Below are 20560 nucleotides of genomic sequence, written 5' to 3' on the forward strand. Positions count from 1 at the left end.
CTCGCCGCCTCACTGAGCCTCGTCGGTGCCATCGTCGGCGAATGGTTCGGCGACACTACCGGGCTCGGCGTGCTGCTGCTCCAGGCCATGTTCACCGAGAACGTCGTCGCGATCTGGGGCGCCTTGCTCGCTGCGGCCCTGCTCGGCACGTGCTTCTATGCGGTGGTCGCCGCAGTCGAGCGGCGGCTGGTGTTCTGGAGCGCCGAGCAATGAGCCGCGCGCTCGCTTCTCCTTCACTCGCGGTCCAGCGCGGCATTCTCGGCGCTGTCCTCCTGATTGCTTGCTGGGAGGGCGTGGCGCGTGGACTGCATCTGCCGGCCTATGTACTCCCCGCGGTCAGCGACATCGTCGCGGGCCTCTGGTCGAAACGGGCCACGCTGACCGATGCCGCCGGCTACACCCTGCTCGAAGCCCTGATCGGTTACGGGCTCGGCTGCCTGATCGGTATCGGCCTCGCGATCGCCATCGCATTGGTACCGGCGTTGCGCAGCGCGATCCTTCCGCTTGCAACTGCGATCAATTCGGTGCCCGTGGTCGGCTATTCGCCGCTGATCCTGCTGTGGTTCGGAATTGGCGTCAGCTCGAAGATCGTGATGGTGGCGATGGCGGTGAGCTTCACCATCCTGCTGTCGATGCTGGCCGGGCTCGACCGGGTCGATCGCCGCGCCGTCGACCTCATGAAGAGCTTTGGTGCGAGCCGCCTCAGCGTGCTGTGGCGATTGCGGCTGCCAACCGCTCTGCCGCTGCTGCTCGCCGGCATGCGCGTCTCCACCGTACGCAGCGTCATCGTGGCGATCGTCACCGAAATGCTCGGCGCCCATGGCGGGCTCGGCTGGGTGATCTATCAGGCCGTGCTCCAGATCGATTTCGTCCAAGTCTGGTCGGCGATCTTCGTCGCCTCCGCCGCAAGCCTCGCCTTCTTCGGCCTGATCGGCTTCCTCGAGCGAAAAATCCTGTTCTGGACATGACGCCATGAAACGACAGATGCATCTCGGCCTGTTCATCCTGGGCACCGGCAGCCATGTCGCGGGCTGGCGCTATCCCGGCGCGGTCGACAGCTTCCAGGACTTTACGGCGATCCAGCAGATCGGCCGCACCGCCGAGCGCGGCAAGTTCGACCTGATCTTCATGGGCGACAATCTCTACGCGGACGCCGCCGCCCATCCCTCCTATACGCTGCGGCTGGAGCCGCTGACGATGCTGGCCGCGCTTTCGACCTCGACCAGTCATATCGGCCTCGGCGCTACCGTCTCCACCACCTACAGCGATCCGTTCTCGGTCGCGCGCGTGTTCGCCTCGCTGGATCACATCTCGAAGGGACGCGCCGCATGGAACGCCGTGACGACGGCCAATCCGGCGACGGCGGCGAACTTCGGTACGACGCACCCCGACCACGCCCGCCGCTACGAGATGGCCGGCGAGTTCCTCAACGTGGTCAAGGGCCTGTGGGATGGCTGGGCCGATGATGCCATCGTGGCCGACCGGACCACCGGCCTCTACATCGATCCGGCAAAGCTGCGCCCGATCGACCATGACGGCCCCTTCTTCAAGGTGAAGGGCCCGCTCAACATCGGTCGTAGCCCGCAAGGCCAGCCCGTCGTGCTGCAGGCCGGCGGCTCCGAAGCCGGCCAGGCGCTCGCCGCGCGCACCGCCGACATCGTGTTCTCGGTGGTGCAGGACATCGAGGAAGCCAAGGCCGGCTACGCCTCGCTGAAGACGCGGCTGCCGGGGTTCGGACGCAGGGCCGAGGACGTCACGGTGCTGCCGGGCGTGATGCCCGTGGTCGGCCGCACCGACAAGGAGGCGTTCGAGAAGCTCAACACGCTCCAGAGCTTTGTCAGCGGCAACAATGCACTCGCCATCCTGTCCGATCGGTTCGGGCGCGACATGTCCGTCTACGATCTCGACGGGCCGATCCCCGACATCGCGCCGTCAGACAGCTATCACAGCTTCGCCAGCGTCATGCTCGCCAAGGGCCGCCGCGAGAACATGACTCTGCGCGATCTCTATAATCTCACCGCCGCCGCCCGCGGCCATTGGGTGCTGTGCGGCTCGGCCGAGCGCATCGCCGATACGCTGCAGCTCTGGTTCGAGGAGCATGCCGCCGACGGCTTCAACGTGATGCCGCCCTATTTCCACGAGGGTTTCGAGGACTTTGTTGAGCTCGTCGTGCCGATCCTGCAGGAGCGCGGGCTGTTCCGCAGCGATTATGAAGGCACGACATTGCGCGATCATCTCGGCCTCGCGCGGCCGGCCAATTCGTTCTTCGCGGCTTAGAGTGCGCCGGCGACGCGCAGTGCTTGCTCGAGCGCCTGCGTTCGCCATTCATTTCGAAATGCAGACACGCCACCCCGTCCTCGCGGCGCAATTCGCCCGAGCTTTGCTTGATCGTTCCACCCTCTAAACCAAGAGGGCGCAGGGAAGGCCGGGTGCTGACCTCGCACCCGCGGTCCGCTGCGCGAAGGTAGCGCAAAGGAACCGCACAGCAGCATACAGGTGGTGCCGATCACTCGGCCTTCCCTGCGCGATGGTCGGACGGCTTATGCCGCGCTCTCCCGGGAGCCGAATTCCCTCTGGCCTCCCTCACTCCCACGGAATTCACCAGCGGCGCGCCGGTTGACGCAACTGCCGCTCCGCAAGAGCTTGACCGTAGCAACGACGGCCAGGACCACACGGTTTTGCCGTACGCACGGCCCGCCATTCGCCGCAGTATTCCCGACCCTGTCGACGGAGCCGGAAACTTGCAAACGAGACGAAGCCTAGCAGCGTCGTTCGTCCGCACGCGGTTTCGAGCTCACAGGGACTACCCGCCCTGCCCGCACCATTTCGTGCCCGACGCCACCGCGTCCACCGCAAGCCCCGGCTCGCAAACATGACGACCACATGATCGCCCCTCAAGAATGAGCCGGGATGGGCACCACATACGACAAATCCGAATTTCGGTAAAGCGGAATATTTTTGGCGGATCGGCTTGACAGCCGCGCGACACAGCCCGGTCCGTAGCCCGGATGGAGCGAAAGCGTCATCCGGGAAAGTGCCGAATGCCGGGCGAGCGGCCCCGGATTCGCGGCATGCACCACCCCGCACGCCGCCGTCAGTCACCTGGCATTCGAGCGTCTCCGGCGGGAGACGGCGATTTACTGCGAACGGTCCGACGTCCAGCCCTTGTACTCGGCGATGTTGTCCCTGGTCACGAGCTTGGACGGCAGGAGCTCGACGGTCGAGGCCGGCTTCTGGCCGTTGAGAATGCCGACGCCGACCTGCACGGCCCGCCGCGCCATGAAGAACGGATCTTGCGAAGCGGAGGCCTGGATCTGCGGCGACTGCGGATCCTTCAGCGCCGCCTCGATATCGGGCGCGCCGTCCACGGCGGTGATGACAATGCCCGTGCGGTTCTGCTGGCGCGCGGCGAGGTCGGTGCCGATCGCCTGCGGATCGTTGATGGCGAAGATGGCGTCGATCTTGGGGAAGCGGGTCAGGTAACCCTGCGCCACGGTGAGGCCGCCTTCACGCGATCCTTTGCCATCCTGGTCGTTCGACAGCACCTTGATGCCGGGATTCTTCGCGAAGACGTTCTTGCAGCCGACGACACGATCGATCACCGCGGAGACCTGCGGCCCGTTCTCGATGATGACATCGCCCTTGCCGCCCAGCTTGTCGACGATGTACTGGCAGGAGATCTCGCCGGCCTGCACGTTGTTCGTGGTCACGGTGGCATCGGCGCCTTCGGCCGCGGTATCGACCGCGACGACGACGATGCCCGCCGCCTGCGCCTTCTTGATCGCCGGCCCGATCGCCTTGGGATCGCCGGGGTTGAGGAGGATCAGGTCGACGCCGGCTGCGATGAAATTGTCGATCTGGGTGACCTGCTTGCCGAGGTCGTATTCGAAGCCGACCGCGGTGATCTTCACATTTGGATTGGTCTTCTTCGCCTCGAACTCGGCGCCCTTCGACAACGCGACGAAGAACGGGTTGCCCATCGATCCCAGCGAGACGCCGATCGACTTGAGCTCCTTGGCGACGGACGGCGCGGTGGTCAGGGCGAGCGCCATCGCGGCGCCGGCGAGCGTGATCGTCTTCAACATGGACTTCCTCCCTGGTCTGTCTTCGTCCCCGGCACGGCAGACCAGTTGCCGCAACGGAACTCGCATCAAGCCATCCGCCCTTGGCGCCTTCTAGGTCCGGGCGGACCCCTGCAACCGGTAACGGTCCAGCGCCACCGCACCGATGATGACAAGGCCCTTGATCACATATTGCCAGATGTCGGAGACACCGATGAGGATGAGGCCGTTCGACAGCACGGCGATGATCAACGCGCCGACCAGCGTGCCCCAGATCGAGCCGATGCCGCCGACGAACGAGGTGCCGCCGAGGATCACGGCGGTGATCGCATCGAGCTCATAGGACTGGCCGAGCTGCAGGCCGTTGGCCGCATAGAGCCGCGCCGCCTGCATCGCGCCGCCGAGCCCGGCGAACAGTCCGGAGACGCCGTAGACGAAGATCAGCACGGCCCAGACCTTGATGCCGGCAAGCCGCGCCGCGCTTTCATTGCCGCCCACCGCGTAGATGTGCACGCCGAGCACGGTTCGGCGCAGCACCAGCCACGAGACGAAGATGACGAACAAGGCGATTACCGAGAGCCACGGGATCGACGCGACGCCCGGAATGAGCGTCAGCGAGCCGTTGCCGATGAAGGCATAGGGAATGGAGGGATTAAACACGGTGGTATCGGCCCCGAGGAGCCGCGCCAGGCCGCGCACCGCGGTGAGCGAGCCGAGCGTGACGATGAAGGGCGGCAGGCGGAGCAGCGCAATCAGCGCGCCGTTGACGACGCCAAAGCCGAGGCCCGTGAGCAGCGCAGCCGGCAGCCACAGCATCCCGAGTTCCGGCATCTTGGAGAGCGTCAGACCTGCCATCGCGGAAGCCGCCAGGATCGAGCCGACCGAGAGGTCGATGCCGCCGGTGAGGATGACGAAGGTCATGCCCGCGGCGAGCACGGTGTTCACCGCGGCCTGCTGCAACACGATGCCGAGATTTTGTCCGGTGAAGAAGCGGCCCTCGGACAGGAAATGGAAGCCGATGCAGAGGATCAGCAGCACCGGCAGCATGCCGAGCGCGCTGATCAGCATCCTCACCCGCTGACGCCTTGACTCTGCGGCGACACCGTTGGTCGTCGTCGGCGCGGGCTTGGCCTGCGAGGCACCGTTGTCAGGCATCGAGATGCTCCATCCCCGTGGCAAGCGCCATGATGTCTTCCTGCGCCAGCGGCGAATGAGGGCCGCGGCTGACTTCACCGGCGATGTGCCCGGCACGCATCACGACGACGCGGTCGCAGATGCCGATGATCTCGGGCAGATCGGACGAGATGACGAGAATCGCGGTGCCGGTCTTGGCGAGATTGTCGATGATAGAATAGATTTCCGACTTGGCGCCGACGTCGACGCCGCGCGTCGGCTCGTCAAGGATCAGCACCTTCGGCGCGATGGCGAGCAGCCGCGACAGCAGCACCTTCTGTTGGTTGCCACCGGACAGACCACCGGCGGGAACACCGACATTGGCGGCACGGATGCTGAGCCCCGCGAAGGCCCGGTCGGCGCGCTCACGCGCCTTGTCGCGATCCAGGACCCAGCCGAGCTTGGCGTCGCGACCGAGCACAGCGAGATTGATGTTGTCGAGGCACGACATGTCGAGGAACAGGCCGAGCGCCTTTCTGTCCTCCGTCAGATAGGCGATGCCGGCCTCGAGCGCCTCCCCCGGCGTGCGAATCTCGACCGGGCGTCCCTCCAGCTCGAGCTGGCCCGACGTTCGCGGTGCCGCGCCGATGATGAGATGCGCAAGCTCGGTACGACCCGCGCCGATCAGGCCGGCCAGCCCGACCACCTCGCTCGCATGCACGGTGAGTGAGCAACCCTTGACGCGCCGGCCGTCGGCCATGTCGATCGCCGCCAGCACGGGATGTCCCCGCCCCGCCTCCGGATCATGATCCTTCTTGTAGAACGAGGAGACGTCACGCCCGACCATCATCCGGACGATGGTGTCGGCGCGGATCTCGGGCTTGTCGAGCGAGCCGACCAGCCGGCCGTCGCGCAGCACGGTGACGCGATCGCCCAGCGCGTAGACCTCGTCCATGCGATGCGAGATGTAGATGATGGCGAGTCCCTCGGCGCGCAGCTGGCGGACCAGCGCGAACAGCCGCTCGCTTTCGGCAGCCGACAACGAGGTGGTCGGCTCGTCCATGATCAGGATCTTCGATCTGGCGTGCAGCGCACGCGCGATCTCGACCAGCTGCCGCTGGCCCATGGAGAGGTGCGCGACCAGCGTCGACGGCAGGAAGTCTGCGCCCAGCCGCCTCAGGATCGGCCCGACGCCCTCGCGCATGGCGCCGCGGGCCAGCAAACCTGCCCGCGACATCTCCCGTCCCAAATAGATGTTCTCGGCAACACTGAGATTGGGCGCCAGCGACAGCTCCTGATAGATGATGGAGATGCCCGCTGCACGGCCGCCGAGCGGACCTTCGATCCGCACCGGGTTTCCTTCAATGCGGATCTCGCCGCCGGGATCGGGCCGGTAGGCGCCGGACAGGATCTTCATCAGCGTGGACTTGCCGGCGCCGTTCTCCCCCATCAGCGCATGAATTTCGCCGGCATAGACGGTGAGATCGACGGCACGCAGCGCCTTGATGCCGAAGAAGGACTTCGAGACCCCGCGCATCTCGAGGATCGGATCGTTCATCGTGCCTCCCGGCGCACAATGCGTTTCCTACCCGCGTCTCAATCATTCTTGTCAGCGCGGTTCACGCATTAAACAAAAGGCCGCGAGCCGGGGCAATACCGAACAGACGGGAATGCAGCATCAAGGCAAGGCTAGTGGCGCGGCCGATACAGTTCGCGCCAGGCGGGACGCCGCTCGGCATAGGCTGCGGCCAGTCCAGCGTCGGGTTCAAACGTCTCGGCACGCTGCGGGCGCGTGCACACAGCGGGGATCGCCTCACCGGTGACAGCAAGCCGCCCTAATCTTGCCGCACCGAACGCTGCGCCGGTCTCGCCTCCCGCGAAGCGATGAATTGGAACATTCAGCACGCCCGCCAGCACCGCGAGCCAGAACGGAGACCGTGAACCCCCGCCAATGACATCGGCTTCCGCAATGGCGATGCCGGCATCCGCGAGCGCGTCGCGGCAATCGGCGAGCGCAAAAGCGACACCCTCGAGCACCGCCTGCACGATCATCTCGCGATCGGTGCCGTGGCTCAGACCATCGAGCAAGCCGCGCGCGGCGGGATCATCATGGGGTGTCCGCTCACCCGCGAGATAAGGCAGGAAGCTTACCGGCGACGGCGCCTGCGGGCGTGATCCAAGCGGGGCCAGCAACTCGGCCTCGCTGACGCCGAACAGGCGCGCGGCCCAGGCAAGGCAGGAGGCGGCCGACAGGATCGCGCCGGCCTGAATCCACATGCCGGGAACGGCGTGGCAGAACGTGTGCACCACGCGGTCCGGATTGGCGGCGATCGTGCTGGTCGGCGCCAGCAACGCACCCGAGGTTCCCAGCGATATGAATGCGGTTCCCGGCTGGATCGCGCCGATGCCGATGGCGCCCGCCGGATTATCGCCCGCACCGCCCGCGATGACCGGCGGCCTCGCCATGCCCCAGCGCCGCGCGAGCTCGCTGCGCAGCGTCGTCGCGGGCGCGCTTCCCTCGACGAGACGCGGCACGTGCTCGCGCGACAGGCCGGTCGCGGCGAGCGCTGCGTCCGACCAGTCCCGGCGCGCGGCGTCCAGCCACAGCGATCCTGATGCATCCGAGACGTCCTCGATGGCCTCGCCTGACAGCACCAGGCGTAGATAGGCTTTTGGCAACAGGACGAGCTTCGTCGCCGCAAAGATCTCCGGCTCGTGCCTCGCGATCCAGAGCAGCTTTGGTGCGGTGAATCCTGCCATCGCCTTGTTGCCCGTCGCCGCTCGCAAGGCAGGCCAGCGCTGTTCCAGAATGCGACACTCAGCGGCGGAGCGTCCATCGTTCCAGAGGATGCAGGGCCGCAGCGGGTTTCCGCTCGCATCGAGCAGCGTAGCGCCATGCATCTGGCCGGACAGTCCGATGCCTTCGACCGCCGCCAACGCGTCGGCATGCGACGCCTTCAGCGCATCCAGCGTGGCAAAGGTCGCTTCGATCCACTGCGCGGGGTCCTGCTCGTAAGAGCCGGGCTTGGGCGAGGCGGTCGCAAGCAGCCGGCTCTCGCTTGCAATCACGCGCTGGGCATCGTCGACGAGAACGGTCTTGACCGCCGAGGTGCCGAGATCGATGCCGAGATACATGGATGCGCCTCGCTTACTTGGCCGCGTCGATCCAGATTCCGGGCTCCGAATGCTCGCGAATGTAGGTGACGAGGAAGTCGGAAAAGACCCTGATCTTGGCGGGCAGCCTGACACGGTTCTGATAGGCGATGTTCATGGTGAGCAGCGGCAGCTCCCAGCCCCTCAGGACGGGCACCAGCCGGCCGGCCGCGATATCGCTCTGCACGATGTAGAGCGGCTGGATCAGGATGCCGAGCCCCGCGCGCGCCGCGCCGCAGATGATCTGTCCGTCATTGCTGTCGAGCGTCGGCGCGATCCGGATCGTCTGCGTCGTGCTGCCCTTGCTCAGCCGCAGCGAATAGGGATCGTTGGCGAGGTTGTAGATCAGCATGTTGTGGCGGGCGAGGTCGGCGGGATGCTCCGGCAGGCCATGCTTCTCCAGATATGAAGGGGCAGCCGCGAGCACGCGATGCATCTGGCCGATGCGGCGGACGACGATGTTGGAATCCGGCTCGTGCTCGCGCGTGCGGATCGCGACGTCGATGCCGGCTTCGATGAAGTCCAGATAGCGGTTCGCGCTGATGATCTGCACGCTGAGATCAGGATAGAGCGCGCGGAAGGCGGGCAGCATCGGCGCCAGATAGATCATCGCGAAGGACAGCGAAGACGTCACGCGCAGCATACCTTTCGGCGACAGCGCGCGGTCGGAGACGGCGTCTTCGGCCTCGGCGAGCTCGTTCAGCAGCGTGCTGCAGCGCTGCAACAGCTCCTGCCCTGCCTCGGTCAGCCATTGCCGGCGCGTGTTGCGCTCGATCAACCGGACCGCAAGGCGCTCCTCCAGCGCGCTGAGATGGCGGCTGGCGGCCGCGTTCGACATCCGCAGCATTTCGGCGGCCTTGGACAGGCTGCCGAGCTCGGCGGTTTTGGAGAAGACTTCGAGTTGAAGCAGCCGGTCCATTTTTGCGGAATGAGGAAAAGAGACTTACAAATTTTGACCTTTATTTCCGATTTCTGCAAGGCAAAATGACGCCAACAAAGCACAATGACAGGCGAGGAAATCAGGAAATGTCGGGCCCGATCAGGCACATCGTGATGTGGCGGCTGCGCGGGGAGACTCAAGAGGAGCGCTCCGCCGCCCGGATCAAGGTCAAGACCTTGTTCGAGGGCCTCAAGGGCCGGATCGACGGCCTCACCCACATCGAAGTCGGCATGGACGTCAGTGCCGTCGACTACGCCTGCGACGTGGTGCTGTTCTCCGAATTCACCGACCAGGCGGCGCTCAGCGCCTATGCCAATCACCCCGAACATTTGCGCGTCCGCGAGGCACTTGGCGACTTGCGGATCGGACGCTTCCAGGTCGATTATCCCATCAAAGAGACCGGCGCATGATCGGTTCGTTCACCTTTGAAAACCTGCCCTGCCGCGTCGTGTTCGGCAGCGGAACGCTGGCCAGCGCCAAGGCCGAGGTCGAGCGGCTCGGCGGCAAGCGCGCCCTGGTGCTGACGACGCCGCAGCAGGAGGCCCAAGGCAAGAGCCTGGGGGCGGCGCTCGGCCCGCTCTATGCCGGCATCTTTCCCGGCGCGACCATGCACACGCCGGTCGAGGTCACCGAGCGCGCGCTCGCCGCGATGAAGGCATGCGAGGCCGACTGCGTCGTCTCGCTCGGCGGCGGCTCGACCACGGGCCTCGGCAAGGCATTGGCCTTGCGCACCGGAATCAACCAGCTCTGCATCCCCACCACCTATGCCGGCTCCGAGATGACGCCGATCGTCGGCCAGACCGAGAACGGCCTGAAGACCACGGTGCGCGACGCGGCGATCCTGCCGGAGACCGTGATCTACGATGTCGACCTCACCCTGACGCTGCCGGCAAGCCTGGCCGCGACATCAGGCATCAATGCAATCGCCCATGCTGTGGAGGCGCTCTATGCACGCGACGCCAATCCCGTGACGTCGCTGATGGCGGAAGAAGGCATCCGCGCGCTGGCCCGCGCCCTGCCCGCCATCGCCGCCCGAAGCGACGACCGCGAGGCCCGCACCGAAGCGCTCTACGGGGCCTGGTTGTGCGGTGTCTGCCTCGGGACCGTCGGCATGGCGCTGCATCACAAGCTCTGTCACACGCTCGGCGGCACTTTTGACCTGCCGCATGCGGAGACGCACACCATCGTGCTGCCGCATGCGCTGGCCTACAACGCGCCTGATGTGCCCGAGGCGATGGCGCGCATCGCGCGCGCGATCGGCGCAGCCGACGCATCGCAGGGTCTCTACGATCTCGCCAGGCGGCTGGGCGCGAAGACGGCGTTGCGCGATGTCGGCATGCCCGAGAGCGGCATCGACAAGGCGGCCGATCTCGCCGTCACCAACGCTTATTGGAACCCGCGCCCGCTCGAGCGCAATGCCATCCGCGATCTGATCGCACGCGCCTGGGCCGGCGAGCCGCCGGGCGCCGTCAAAACAGCGGTGTGAAGCGATGCGGCGCACGCTGATCAAATCGGCCACCGTCATCAGCATGGATGACGCGATCGGCGACCTCGCTACCTGCGACGTGCTGGTCGAGGGCGGCCGGATCGCCGATGTGCGCCCGTCGATCGACCTCGGCAGCGGTGCGGCCGAGACCGAAATCGTCGACGGCAAAGGCCGCATCGTCATCCCCGGCCTGATCAACGCGCACATGCACACCTGGCAGACTGGCTTGCGCGGCTTCGCCGCGAACTGGACGCTGCTGGAATATTTCCGCCGCATGCATGCGGGCCTCGCCACCGTATTCCGGCCCGACGACATTTACATCGCAACCCTCGTCGGTGCGCTGAACCAGATCAATTGCGGCAGCACCACGCTGGTGGACTGGTGCCACAACAATCCGACGCCTGATCACACCGACGCGGCCGTTCGCGGCCTGATCGAGAGCGGCATCCGCGCCGCCTTCTTCCATGGCTCGCCGAAACCGGAGCCGAAGCCGGGCGAGCCGCATTTCTCGGAAGTGCCGCATCCGCGCCGCGAGGTCGAGCGGCTGCTGGCCGGCCCCCTCGCCGATCGCGACGGCCTCGTCACGCTTGGGCTCGCGATCCTTGGTCCGCATTATTCGACGCTCGACGTCGCCATGCACGATTTCCGCCTGGCGCGGGAACTGAACCTGATCGCCTCCATGCATCAGGGCGGCGGCCCGGCCAAGACGCCGGGCGGCTGGGAGAAGCTGATCGCGGCCGGCCTCGTCGGCGCCGGCGTCAATGTCGTCCATGGCAACGATCTGCCCGATGATCTGCTGGATCGGATGATCGATCTCGGCGTGTCGTTCTCGGTCACGCCTGAGAACGAGATGATCCAGGGCCACGGTTTTCCGATCACCGGGCGGCTCCTGAAGCGCGGCGTACGGCCGACCATCGGCATTGACCTCGAATCCGTGCTGGCCGGCGACCTTTTCGGCGTCGCCCGTGTCGCGCTGTCGATGCAGCGGGCACTCGACAATGCGGAGGCGCGAAAGGAAAGCGGCACCATTCCAGCGACGACCACGATTCCCGTGCGCGAAGCGCTGCGCTGGATCACGACCGAGGGCGCCCGCATGCTCGGCCGCGAACACCAGATCGGCTCTCTGACGCCGGGCAAGCTCGCCGACCTCGTCATCATCAACGCCTCCGATCTCAATCTCGTCCCGGTGCACGATCCCGTCGCCACCGTCGTGATGCAGACGAGCCTTGCCAATATCGAGTCCGTGATGATCGGCGGCGCCTGGAAGAAACGGAACGGCCGGCTGCTGGTCGCTGGGCTGGAATCGAAGATGGAGCTGTTGGCGCAATCCGGCCGGCGGCTCGTTCAGGACATCGAACGACAGGGACGCGCCGCCTGAAGGCGCCAATGGATAACAAAATGACTGATGCTGCGAAGAATGTTGCTTTCATCGGGATCGGCAAGATGGGTCTGCCGATGTCCGTGCTCGTCGCCAAGGCGGGTTACGCCGTCACCGCGTTCGACCGGAGCACGGCGCGGCTCGACGAGGCGCGTACGCAAGGCATCTCGATTGCCGCCTCGCCGGCTGAGGCGGTCAGCGCCAAGGCCGCGGTCATCACGTCCCTGCCCGACGACGCCGCCCTGCGCGGCGCACTGCTCGGCCCCACCGGCCTCATCGCAGCGATGGCTGCTGGATCTGTCTTGATCGAAACCAGCACGGTGAGCGTCGAAGCCTCCACTGACGTTTCGGCTGCCGCACAGGCCCGCGGCATCGCCTATCTGCGGTCGCCGGTCTCGGGCAATGCCAGCATCGTTCACACGGGCGCCCTCACCTGCTTCGTCTCGGGTCCGAAGGAGGCGTTCGAGAACGCAAAGCCGCTGTTCTCGGCTTTCACCCGCGCCCAGACCTATCTCGGGCCCGCCGAGGAAGCCCGCTACGCAAAGCTCTCGGTCAATCTGATGATCGCGGTGTCGGCGGCGATGATGGCGGAGAGCCTGGCGCTGGCGCGCAAGGGCGGCATCGCCTGGCAGGACATCTTGAAGGTGCTCGACGACAGCGCGGTGGCGTCACCGATGGTGAAGTACAAGACCGCACCGCTGCGCACGCGGGACTTCGAGTCCACCTTCTCCTGCAAGCAGATGGCCAAGGATCTCGATTTGATCCTCGGTGCCGGTCACGCCGTCGGCGTGCCGCTGCAGCTCGCGGCCCAGGTACGCGAGACCTATGGCTCGCTGGTCGCCCAGGGCGACGGCGACACCGACTTCATCGCAACCGTCAAGCACCTGGAACGGCTGTCCGGGCTTGGCGAGCCGAAAATCTGAGGCGCACATGCGTAACTTCAACGAGACCACGATCACGGACGCGGTGCTGGACCGGATCGCGGGCGCAACCGATCCGCGCGTCAAGCAGGTCAGCGAGGCCCTGGTACGCCACCTCCATGCTTTCGTGCGCGAGGTGCGGCCCACCCAGAAGGAATGGGACTACGGCATCGACTTCCTGACCCGCACCGGGCACATGTGCGACGACAAGCGCCAGGAGTTCATCCTGCTGTCGGACACGCTTGGCGTCTCCATGCTGGTCGACGCCATCAACCATCCGGTGCCGGAAGGCGCGACGGAGACCACCGTGCTCGGCCCGTTCTTCGTCCAGGCCGCGCCCGAGAAGGACAGCGGCGCCGACATCTCTGGCCCGATGGAAGGCGATCCGATGCTGGTCACCGGCTCGGTCTCGACCGTGGATGGAAAGCCGCTCGCAGGCGCCATCGTGGACGTCTGGCATTCCGACGACGACGGCTATTACGACGTGCAGCAGCTCGACGATATCGGCGATCTCGCGATGCGCGCCCGTTTCCACACCGACGCCGGCGGCCGCTTCCATTTCTGGTCGATCAAGCCCGCCGCCTATCCGATTCCGCATGACGGCCCGGTCGGCGAGATGCTGGAGGCACAGGCCCGCCATCCCTGGCGACCCGCGCACGTGCACTTCATGATTTCGGCGCCCGGCTTCGAGCAGCTGGTGACGCATGTGTTCGTGGCCGGCGACCAATATCTCGACAGCGACGTGGTGTTCGGCGTCAAGGACAGCCTGATCCGCGAGTTCACGAGGCATCCCGCCGGCCGTGCGCCGGATGGTCGCAAGGTGGACAGCGCCTATTTTCATTTCAACTATGATTTCGGCCTGAAGCAGGTTGCGAGCAGCGCAAGGGCCGCCTAAGCCGAACGACAACGCAGCGGACCGGCAAGAGTCCGCGATCACGGGAACAGGGAGCAAGGATGGGACCGCGGGTCAGCACGAGCATCTTGGCCGATCGCCTCACCGGCATGATCGGCCCGCGCGCGAGCGTTGCGCGCGGCGTGCTCGATCAGCATGGGCAGAGCGAGTCGCATTATCGCAATTTGCCGCCCGACATCGTCGTCTTCCCGGAGACGACGCAGGAAGTCGCCGAGATCGTGAAGCTCTGCGCGAGCGCGGGCATGCCGATCGTCCCGTTCGGCGCCGGGACCTCGCTGGAAGGCAATGCAGCCGCGGTCGCAGGCGGCGTCTGCTTCGACTTCGCGCGCATGAACAAGGTGCTGGCGGTGCACGACAGCGACATGGACGTCGTGGTGCAGCCCGGCATCACGCGCAAGCAGCTCAATGCGGAGCTGCGCAATACCGGCCTGTTCTTCCCGATCGATCCCGGCGCCGACGCCTCGATCGGCGGCATGACCTCCACCCGCGCCTCCGGCACCATGGCCGTACGCTACGGCACCATGAAGGACAATGTCATGGCGCTCGAAGTCGTGTTGGCCGACGGCCGCGTGATCCGGACCGCGAAGCGCGCCCGGAAGTCGGCTGCAGGTTACGATCTGACGCGCATGTTCGTCGGCGCCGAAGGCACGCTCGGCGTCATCACCGAGATCACGCTGAAGGTGCATCCCGTGCCGCAGGCGATCTCGGCCGCAGTGTGCAGCTTCGATACGCTGCACAATGCCGTGGACACCTCGATCTCGGTGATCCAGTCCGCGATCCCCGTGGCGCGCCTCGAGCTGCTCGACGACGTCATGATGCGCGGTATCAACGCCTACGCCAAGCTCGGCTACCGCGAGGCGCCGACCCTGTTCTTCGAATTCCATGGCTCCGAAGCCTCCGTCGCCGAGCAGGCCGAGGCGGCGCAGGCCATCGCAGCGGACCATGGCGGCCATGGCTTTGCCTGGGCCAAGGCGCCGGAAGACCGCAGCCGGCTCTGGCACGCCCGCGACAACACGCTCTATGCGGGCCTCGGCCTGCGGCCCGGCGCACGCGCCGTGATCACCGATGTCTGCGTGCCGATCTCGCGGCTGGCGGAGTGCCTCACCGAAACGCGGCGCGATGCCGACGAGCACGGCTTCACCGCGCCCATCGTCGGCCATGTCGGCGACGGCAATTTCCACATGCTGATCCTGATCGATCCAGCGAAGGCCGAGGAGGCCGAAGGCGCCAAGGCGCTGCAGGCCCGCATGGTCGCCCGCGCCATCGCCATGGACGGCACCTGCACCGGCGAGCACGGCATCGGGCTCGGCAAGATCGGCTATCTCGCTGACGAACTCGGCGAGGCCGTGGATGTGATGCGATCGATCAAGATGGCGCTTGACCCTGATGGACTGATGAACCCGGGAAAGATCTTTGCGAGGAGCGCCAAGGCATGAGTGACAAGGCATGAGTGACGCGTTCCCGATCGAGGTCACCTCACCCACTCCGCTGCTCGAGCTGCGCGGCATCAGCAAGGAATTTCCCGGCGTCAAGGCGCTGGACGACGTGTCCTTTGCCGTCTACCCCGGTGAAGTCCATATGCTGCTGGGCGAGAACGGCGCCGGCAAATCGAGCCTGATGAAGGTGCTGTGCGGCGCCTATCGCGCCGATGCCGGCGAGTTCTATCACAACGGCGAGAAGGTCGCGATCGCCTCGACCGCCGATGCGCAGAAGCTCGGCATTGCCGTGATCTTCCAGGAATTCTCGCTCGTCCCCTATCTCGACATCGCCCAGAACATCTTCCTCGGCCGCGAGCCGAAGGGCCGCATCCCCGGCACGATCGACCGCCGCAGGATATTGGCCGATGCCAGGCGCGTGCTGGATACGATCGGCTTCGACATCGATCCCTCCACCACCGTCGACAAGCTCGGCGTCGCACAACAACAGATGGTCGAGATCGCGAAGGCGATCAGCCAGAACGCCCGCATCCTCGTGATGGACGAACCGACCGCGGCGCTCTCCGACCGCGAGACCGAGCTGCTGTTCGCGCTGATCGCGCGACTCAAGGCCGACGGCGTATCGATCGTCTACATCTCCCATCGCATGGCCGAGGTGTTCGCGCTCGGCGATCGCATCACGGTGCTGCGCGACGGCCGCCGCATCGACGGCGTCCGTCCCGCTGACGTCACGCCGGATCAGCTCGTGCGCATGATGGTCGGCCGGAACGTCGACATGACCTATCCGCGGAATTTCGCCGACAAGCCGGGCGAACTGCTGCTGGAGGTCAAGGGCCTCTCCGCGCCAACCGGCATCTCCGACATCAACATCGAGGTGCGCCGGGGCGAGATCGTCGGCCTGTGCGGCCTCGTCGGCTCGGGCCGCAGCGAGGTCGCCCGCGCCATCTTCGGCGCCGATCCCGTGACGTCGGGCGAGATCATCTTCGACGGCAAGGCCATGTCCGGCGAGCCTGATCTTGCCGCCCGCCGCGGCATCGCGCTGATCCCTGAGAGCCGCAAGAGCGAAGGTCTCGCGCTGCTGCGCTCCGTGAGTGACAACCTCGTGGTGTCGGCGCTAAGGAAGCTGTTCCCCAGCGGCCTGTTCGACCAGCGCGCGGCGCAGCGCACCTCCGACGGATTGATCCGGCAGCTGCGCATTGCGACGCCCAGCGCGCGCCAGACCGTCGGCCTCCTCTCCGGCGGCAACCAGCAGAAGGTCGTGATCGGCAAATGGCTCGCGGCCGGCTCAAAGCTCTTCATCTTCGACGAGCCGACGCGGGGCATCGACATCGGCGCCAAGTCCGAGATCTTTGCCCTGATCGACCGGCTGGTCGCCGAGGGCGCGGCGGCGCTGATGATCTCGTCCGAGCAGGTTGAGATCTGCCATGTCTGCGACCGCGCCTATGTGATGCGCGAGGGGCGTATCGCCGGGCACCTCGCCCGCAACGAATTGACCGAGGAGAACATCGTGCGACTGGGGATGCATCATGCGTGAGGCCACGGTCGTCTCGGAGCCCAATCCGCTGCAGCGCATTCCCGGCGTTGCCATCGTGCTGGTGCTGCTGATCGCGCTGTTCAGCGCGATCGCGCCCGGCTTCCTGTCGGTCGCCAATCTCTCCAACGTGCTGGTGCAGTCAACCATTTTGACCATGCTCGCGCTGCCGATGACCTTGATCATCATGACCGAGGGGCTTGACCTGTCGATGGGCGCGGTGCTGACGCTGACCTCGCTCTGCGTCGCGATCGTCTCGCTCGCGACCAAGTCGATGCTGCTGGGCCTCGGTGCCGGCCTTCTCGTCGGCGCGGCGTTCGGCGTCGCCAACGGTTGGCTGGTCGCGATCCTCGGCATTCCGCCCTTCGTCGCGACGCTGGGGACGCTGGGCATGGCGCAGGGCCTGTCGCTGATCGTCAGCGACGGCCAGAGCGTGGTCGGCATCCCCCACAGCGTGCGCGACATCTATTCGGCGACGCTGCTGGGCGTGCCCGTGCCGATCGTGATGGCGCTGGTGACCTATGCGGCCTTTCACGGCCTGCTCTATCACACCCGTTTCGGCACCTACATCTTTGCGCTGGGCGGCAATCGCGAGGCCTTGCGCTATGCCGGCCTCTCGCCGAACCGGCTGTTGATCGCGGTCTATGCGATCGGCGGCGCCATGGCCGGCATCGCGGGCCTCTTGATGACCGCGCGGATGAATTCAGGTCATCCGACCGCGGGCCTTGGCCTCGAATTCGATGCGATCGCGGCCGTCGCCGTCGGCGGCACCTCTTTCGAGCGCGGCAATGGCTGGCTGCTCGGCACCCTGCTCGGCGTCCTCTCCGTCGGCGTGCTGCGCAACGGGCTGAACCTGATCTCGCTGCCGTCCTCGGTGCAGGTCGCAAGCGTCGGCGTGCTCGTCATCGTTGCCCTGTTCCTCGACGGCCTCCGGAGCCGCGCATGACCGACATCAGCAAAGAGGCGATGATGCCGCCCCGCTCGTTCCTGTCGCAGGACGCGATCCAGGTGTTCTACCGCCTGCTCGCCGCGCTCCTGATCTGCGCGGTGCTCGCCGTGCTCAGCGATTCCTTCCTGAGCCTCGGCAACATCCTCAACGTATTGAGGCAGGCGAGCCTGACCTTCTTCATCGCCTCCGGCCTGACGCTGGTGGTGCTGACCGCAGGCCTCGACCTCTCGGTCGGCGCCAATGTCGCGCTGTCCGCCTGCATCGCGGGAACCGTGATCCACAAGACCGGCTCGCCGGCGCTCGGCATCCTCACCGGCCTCGCGTGCGGCGGTATCGTTGGCCTCCTCAACGGCATCATGGTCACGGCGCTGCGCATCCCCTCCTTCATCGCCACTTACGGCATGCTCTGGGTGCTGAACGGCCTCACCTACTGGTACATGGCGGGCGAGACGCTGCACGGCTTCCCCGCCGGCTTCCGCCAGATCGGCAGCGGCTATCTGTTCGGCCTGCCGATCCCGGTCTATCTGCTGCTGGTGTTCCTCGGGATCGGAACGCTGTTCGCGCAGCGCACGATCTGGGGCCAGGAGATCTATGCCATCGGCGCCAATCCGGTCGCCGCGCGCCTGTCCGGCATCCCGGTCGCGCGCCGCCTGCTGCTGGTCTACGCGGTCTCGGGCACCATGGCGGGCCTCGCCTCGATCATCTTCCTGTCGCGGCTCAATTCGGCGGAGGCCGACATCGGCGAAAGTCTGACGCTGCCGGCGATCGCGGCCGTGCTGATCGGCGGCACCTCGCTGTTCGGCGGCGTGGGCACCGTGTTCGGCACCTTCATCGGCGCGCTGATCCTGACGCTGGTGCTGAACGGCATGAACCTGCTCTCGGTCAGCGCCAACTGGCAGCCGCTCGTCACCGGCATCATCGTCATTCTCGCGGTCTGGCTCGACATGAAGACCCGCCGCCGCGCGCAATGAGCACCTGGAGTTCCAACAAGCAAAATGAGGGATGGAGGCAATATGAAACAGAAACTGAGCTATCTCGCGCTGCCGCTGCTGATGGCGGCTGCGCTCACCGGCGAGGTGCGAGCCGACGGCGAGACGATCGCCGTCTTCACCAAGAACCAGACCAACCCGTTCTTCCAGACGGTGCGGGTCGGCGCTGACAACATGGCGAAGGCACTCAACGCGAAGACGCTGCAGTACATCCCGACCAAGCCGGATTCGATTCCCGAGCAGCTCAGCCAGATCGAGGACGTCGTGGTGAAGAAGCCGAGCGCCATCGTCTTCACGCCGGTCGATTACAAGGCGATGGTGCCGGGCGTCGAGAAGATCAACGATGCGAAAATCCCCGTCGTCAACATCACCGACCGCTCCGCCGGCGGCAAGTTCCTCTCCTTCGTCGGCGCTGACGATTACAGCCTGGGCCTCGAGACCGCGCGCTTCCTGCTCAAGACGCTGGGCGGCAAGGGCAACATCGTCATCATCGAGGGCGTCAAGGGCTCGCTCACCAATGTCGATCGCGTCCGCGGCTTCAACGACGCGCTGAAGGAAACTCCGGGCGCCAAGCTGCTGGCGTCGCAGCCGGGCAACTATCAGCGGCTGCAGGCGCTCCAGGTCATGGAGAACCTGATGCAGTCGAATTCGCAGATCGACGGCGTGCTCGCCGCCAATGATGCCATGGCGGTCGGCGCGATCGAGGCGCTCGACGGCGCCAACCGCAAGGCCCAGGTGATCGGCATCAACGGCACCAAGGAGGCGATCGACGCGATCAAGTCCGGCAAGCTGCTCGCGAGCGGCGACTACAACGGGTTTGCCCAAGGCTGCCTCGGCACCATGATGGCGATCCGCTCCTTGCGCAACCAGCCCATCATCAGCGAGATCGTGCTGAAGCCGACCGTCATCACCAAGGACAATTTTGGGCCGTTCGACGTGCCGCTGGAGCAGCGGACCTGCCCGACCTTCGAGGACGCCGGCAAGCTCGGCGCCAAGTAGATCAAGTCAAGTAGATCAACAGGTCACCACAGATCCGGACGGCCGCTCCTCGCGGCCTTCCCAAGAATCAAGCCAAGAAAGCGGAGACACCATGCTGTTTGCCATTCACGCCCTCGACCGCACCGGCGCGCTGCCGACCCGGCTCGCCAATTACGACGCCCACAAAGCCTTCCTCAGCGATACCTCGCGCTTCGGCGTCAAGATCGTCATGTCGGGGCCGCTCGTGTCCGACGACGGCGCGACCATGATCGGCAGTCTGTTCCTGATCGAGGCCCCCGGTCGGGCGGACGTCGAGGCCTTCAACCGTGCGGATCCTTTTGCCGCGGCCGGCATCTGGGAAAAGGTCACGATCACCGGGTTCATCCGGCGACAAGGATAGACAGCAAGGCGACGTCGTGGCCACCTTGAGACAGCTCGTTCAGTCATACTGGGCCGTGTGCGAGCTGCCCCGCCTCATCGCAGTTTCCGCAACCGCCGGTCCTGTCGCGGGCGATGCTCCGCCTGCTTTCGCGAATGTCAGCGTCTCGGTGAGCTCACCGCGCACCATCGTCACCTCGCGCTGGCGCACCGAACTCAGCCGCCAGCCCTGGTAGTCACCGTCGAGCTTCAGCCGCAGCGTGGCCTTGCTCGTCTCGTCGACAAAGATCCCGACACTCTGATCGCCACCGACGACGGTTCCGACCAGCACGAGC

Annotated in this window: 18 protein-coding genes and 2 pseudogenes; 14 read left to right on the forward strand and 6 right to left on the reverse strand. The window is 66.0% G+C overall.

Annotated elements, in window-relative coordinates; translation table 11 throughout:
- From A5906_RS45615 to A5906_RS35600, 3 genes and pseudogenes are all read left to right on the forward strand, one after another.
- Positions 1–213 (forward strand): annotated as a pseudogene (locus A5906_RS45615) (ABC transporter permease); the annotation flags it as partial.
- Positions 210–968 carry an ABC transporter permease gene (locus A5906_RS35595; RefSeq protein WP_080139763.1) on the forward strand — a complete coding sequence of 253 codons (759 nt, stop codon included), beginning with the start codon at positions 210–212 and terminating at the stop codon, positions 966–968. The pseudogene A5906_RS45615 and the gene A5906_RS35595, both read left to right, overlap by 4 nt.
- 4 nt (positions 969–972) lie before the next feature.
- Positions 973–2277 (forward strand): LLM class flavin-dependent oxidoreductase, encoded by a 1305-nt coding sequence (locus A5906_RS35600; protein WP_080139764.1) that lies wholly within the window; start codon positions 973–975, stop codon positions 2275–2277.
- Positions 2278–3137: 860 nt separating this feature from the next.
- On the opposite strand, the gene A5906_RS35610 is transcribed toward A5906_RS35600, so the two are convergent.
- The 5 genes from A5906_RS35610 to A5906_RS35630 form a co-directional block, all read right to left on the reverse strand.
- Entirely contained in the window at positions 3138–4085 is a 948-nt protein-coding gene (locus A5906_RS35610) for an ABC transporter substrate-binding protein (RefSeq protein WP_080139765.1), read from the reverse strand.
- 90 nt (positions 4086–4175) lie between these two features.
- A complete protein-coding gene (locus tag A5906_RS35615) occupies positions 4176–5216 on the reverse strand; it encodes an ABC transporter permease subunit (protein ID WP_080139766.1) in 1041 nt (346 codons plus the stop codon).
- On the reverse strand, positions 5209–6732 hold the full coding sequence (locus tag A5906_RS35620) for a sugar ABC transporter ATP-binding protein (protein WP_080139767.1): 1524 nt from the start codon (positions 6730–6732) through the stop codon (positions 5209–5211). Before A5906_RS35620 ends, A5906_RS35615 begins: the two co-directional genes overlap by 8 nt.
- Before the next feature lie 131 nt (positions 6733–6863).
- Positions 6864–8309 carry a xylulokinase gene (gene xylB / locus A5906_RS35625; protein WP_080139768.1) on the reverse strand — a complete coding sequence of 482 codons (1446 nt, stop codon included), beginning with the start codon at positions 8307–8309 and terminating at the stop codon, positions 6864–6866.
- Between the two features lie 13 nt (positions 8310–8322).
- Positions 8323–9246: a LysR family transcriptional regulator gene (locus A5906_RS35630; RefSeq protein ID WP_080139769.1), complete on the reverse strand. Its 924-nt coding sequence runs from the start codon at positions 9244–9246 to the stop codon at positions 8323–8325.
- Positions 9247–9353: 107 nt separating this feature from the next.
- Between A5906_RS35630 and A5906_RS35635 the strand changes: the two genes are divergently transcribed.
- From A5906_RS35635 to A5906_RS35685, 11 genes are all read left to right on the forward strand, one after another.
- Positions 9354–9677, forward strand: a complete 324-nt coding sequence (locus tag A5906_RS35635) for a Dabb family protein (protein ID WP_080139770.1) — start codon at positions 9354–9356, stop codon at positions 9675–9677.
- Positions 9674–10753, forward strand: coding sequence for a maleylacetate reductase (locus tag A5906_RS35640; protein WP_080139771.1), 1080 nt, complete (start codon positions 9674–9676; stop codon positions 10751–10753). Before A5906_RS35635 ends, A5906_RS35640 begins: the two co-directional genes overlap by 4 nt.
- 4 nt (positions 10754–10757) lie before the next feature.
- On the forward strand, positions 10758–12131 hold the full coding sequence (locus A5906_RS35645; protein ID WP_080139772.1) for an amidohydrolase family protein: 1374 nt from the start codon (positions 10758–10760) through the stop codon (positions 12129–12131).
- A gap of 20 nt (positions 12132–12151) precedes the next feature.
- On the forward strand, positions 12152–13054 hold the full coding sequence (locus A5906_RS35650) for an NAD(P)-dependent oxidoreductase (RefSeq protein ID WP_080139820.1): 903 nt from the start codon (positions 12152–12154) through the stop codon (positions 13052–13054).
- 7 nt (positions 13055–13061) lie between these two features.
- Positions 13062–13946, forward strand: coding sequence for an intradiol ring-cleavage dioxygenase (locus tag A5906_RS35655; protein ID WP_080139773.1), 885 nt, complete (start codon positions 13062–13064; stop codon positions 13944–13946).
- Positions 13947–14005: 59 nt separating this feature from the next.
- Complete coding sequence (locus tag A5906_RS35660) at positions 14006–15400, forward strand: FAD-linked oxidase C-terminal domain-containing protein (protein ID WP_080139774.1); 1395 nt, start codon at positions 14006–14008, stop codon at positions 15398–15400.
- 10 nt (positions 15401–15410) lie between these two features.
- Entirely contained in the window at positions 15411–16934 is a 1524-nt protein-coding gene (locus tag A5906_RS35665; RefSeq protein WP_080139775.1) for a sugar ABC transporter ATP-binding protein, read from the forward strand.
- Positions 16927–17877 (forward strand): ABC transporter permease, encoded by a 951-nt coding sequence (locus A5906_RS35670; protein ID WP_080139776.1) that lies wholly within the window; start codon positions 16927–16929, stop codon positions 17875–17877. The genes A5906_RS35665 and A5906_RS35670 overlap by 8 nt, the downstream gene beginning before the upstream one ends.
- The gene (locus A5906_RS35675) at positions 17874–18851 is read left to right on the forward strand and encodes an ABC transporter permease (RefSeq protein ID WP_080139777.1); all 978 of its coding nucleotides are present in this window, start codon (positions 17874–17876) and stop codon (positions 18849–18851) included. The genes A5906_RS35670 and A5906_RS35675 overlap by 4 nt, the downstream gene beginning before the upstream one ends.
- Before the next feature lie 42 nt (positions 18852–18893).
- Positions 18894–19868, forward strand: a complete 975-nt coding sequence (locus A5906_RS35680; RefSeq protein WP_080139778.1) for a sugar ABC transporter substrate-binding protein — start codon at positions 18894–18896, stop codon at positions 19866–19868.
- 91 nt (positions 19869–19959) lie between these two features.
- Positions 19960–20247: a YciI family protein gene (locus A5906_RS35685; RefSeq protein WP_080139779.1), complete on the forward strand. Its 288-nt coding sequence runs from the start codon at positions 19960–19962 to the stop codon at positions 20245–20247.
- 39 nt (positions 20248–20286) lie between these two features.
- Here the strand turns inward: A5906_RS35685 and A5906_RS35690 are convergent.
- Positions 20287–20560, reverse strand: a pseudogene (locus tag A5906_RS35690) (hypothetical protein); the annotation flags it as partial.

The sequence above is a fragment of the Bradyrhizobium sacchari genome (assembly GCF_002068095.1).
Taxonomy (GTDB): domain Bacteria; phylum Pseudomonadota; class Alphaproteobacteria; order Rhizobiales; family Xanthobacteraceae; genus Bradyrhizobium; species Bradyrhizobium sacchari.

What these genes read in the sequence shown, in the direction of transcription:
- A5906_RS35595 (WP_080139763.1), top strand. Translation starts at nt 210, where the DNA reads ATGAGCCGCGCGCTCGCTTCTCCTTCACTCGCGGTCCAGCGCGGCATT.
- A5906_RS35600 (WP_080139764.1), top strand. Translation starts at nt 973, where the DNA reads ATGAAACGACAGATGCATCTCGGCCTGTTCATCCTGGGCACCGGCAGC.
- A5906_RS35610 (WP_080139765.1), bottom strand. Translation starts at nt 4,085, where the DNA reads ATGTTGAAGACGATCACGCTCGCCGGCGCCGCGATGGCGCTCGCCCTG.
- A5906_RS35615 (WP_080139766.1), bottom strand. Translation starts at nt 5,216, where the DNA reads ATGCCTGACAACGGTGCCTCGCAGGCCAAGCCCGCGCCGACGACGACC.
- A5906_RS35620 (WP_080139767.1), bottom strand. Translation starts at nt 6,732, where the DNA reads ATGAACGATCCGATCCTCGAGATGCGCGGGGTCTCGAAGTCCTTCTTC.
- xylB (WP_080139768.1), bottom strand. Translation starts at nt 8,309, where the DNA reads ATGTATCTCGGCATCGATCTCGGCACCTCGGCGGTCAAGACCGTTCTC.
- A5906_RS35630 (WP_080139769.1), bottom strand. Translation starts at nt 9,246, where the DNA reads ATGGACCGGCTGCTTCAACTCGAAGTCTTCTCCAAAACCGCCGAGCTC.
- A5906_RS35635 (WP_080139770.1), top strand. Translation starts at nt 9,354, where the DNA reads ATGTCGGGCCCGATCAGGCACATCGTGATGTGGCGGCTGCGCGGGGAG.
- A5906_RS35640 (WP_080139771.1), top strand. Translation starts at nt 9,674, where the DNA reads ATGATCGGTTCGTTCACCTTTGAAAACCTGCCCTGCCGCGTCGTGTTC.
- A5906_RS35645 (WP_080139772.1), top strand. Translation starts at nt 10,758, where the DNA reads ATGCGGCGCACGCTGATCAAATCGGCCACCGTCATCAGCATGGATGAC.
- A5906_RS35650 (WP_080139820.1), top strand. Translation starts at nt 12,152, where the DNA reads ATGACTGATGCTGCGAAGAATGTTGCTTTCATCGGGATCGGCAAGATG.
- A5906_RS35655 (WP_080139773.1), top strand. Translation starts at nt 13,062, where the DNA reads ATGCGTAACTTCAACGAGACCACGATCACGGACGCGGTGCTGGACCGG.
- A5906_RS35660 (WP_080139774.1), top strand. Translation starts at nt 14,006, where the DNA reads ATGGGACCGCGGGTCAGCACGAGCATCTTGGCCGATCGCCTCACCGGC.
- A5906_RS35665 (WP_080139775.1), top strand. Translation starts at nt 15,411, where the DNA reads ATGAGTGACGCGTTCCCGATCGAGGTCACCTCACCCACTCCGCTGCTC.
- A5906_RS35670 (WP_080139776.1), top strand. Translation starts at nt 16,927, where the DNA reads ATGCGTGAGGCCACGGTCGTCTCGGAGCCCAATCCGCTGCAGCGCATT.
- A5906_RS35675 (WP_080139777.1), top strand. Translation starts at nt 17,874, where the DNA reads ATGACCGACATCAGCAAAGAGGCGATGATGCCGCCCCGCTCGTTCCTG.
- A5906_RS35680 (WP_080139778.1), top strand. Translation starts at nt 18,894, where the DNA reads ATGAAACAGAAACTGAGCTATCTCGCGCTGCCGCTGCTGATGGCGGCT.
- A5906_RS35685 (WP_080139779.1), top strand. Translation starts at nt 19,960, where the DNA reads ATGCTGTTTGCCATTCACGCCCTCGACCGCACCGGCGCGCTGCCGACC.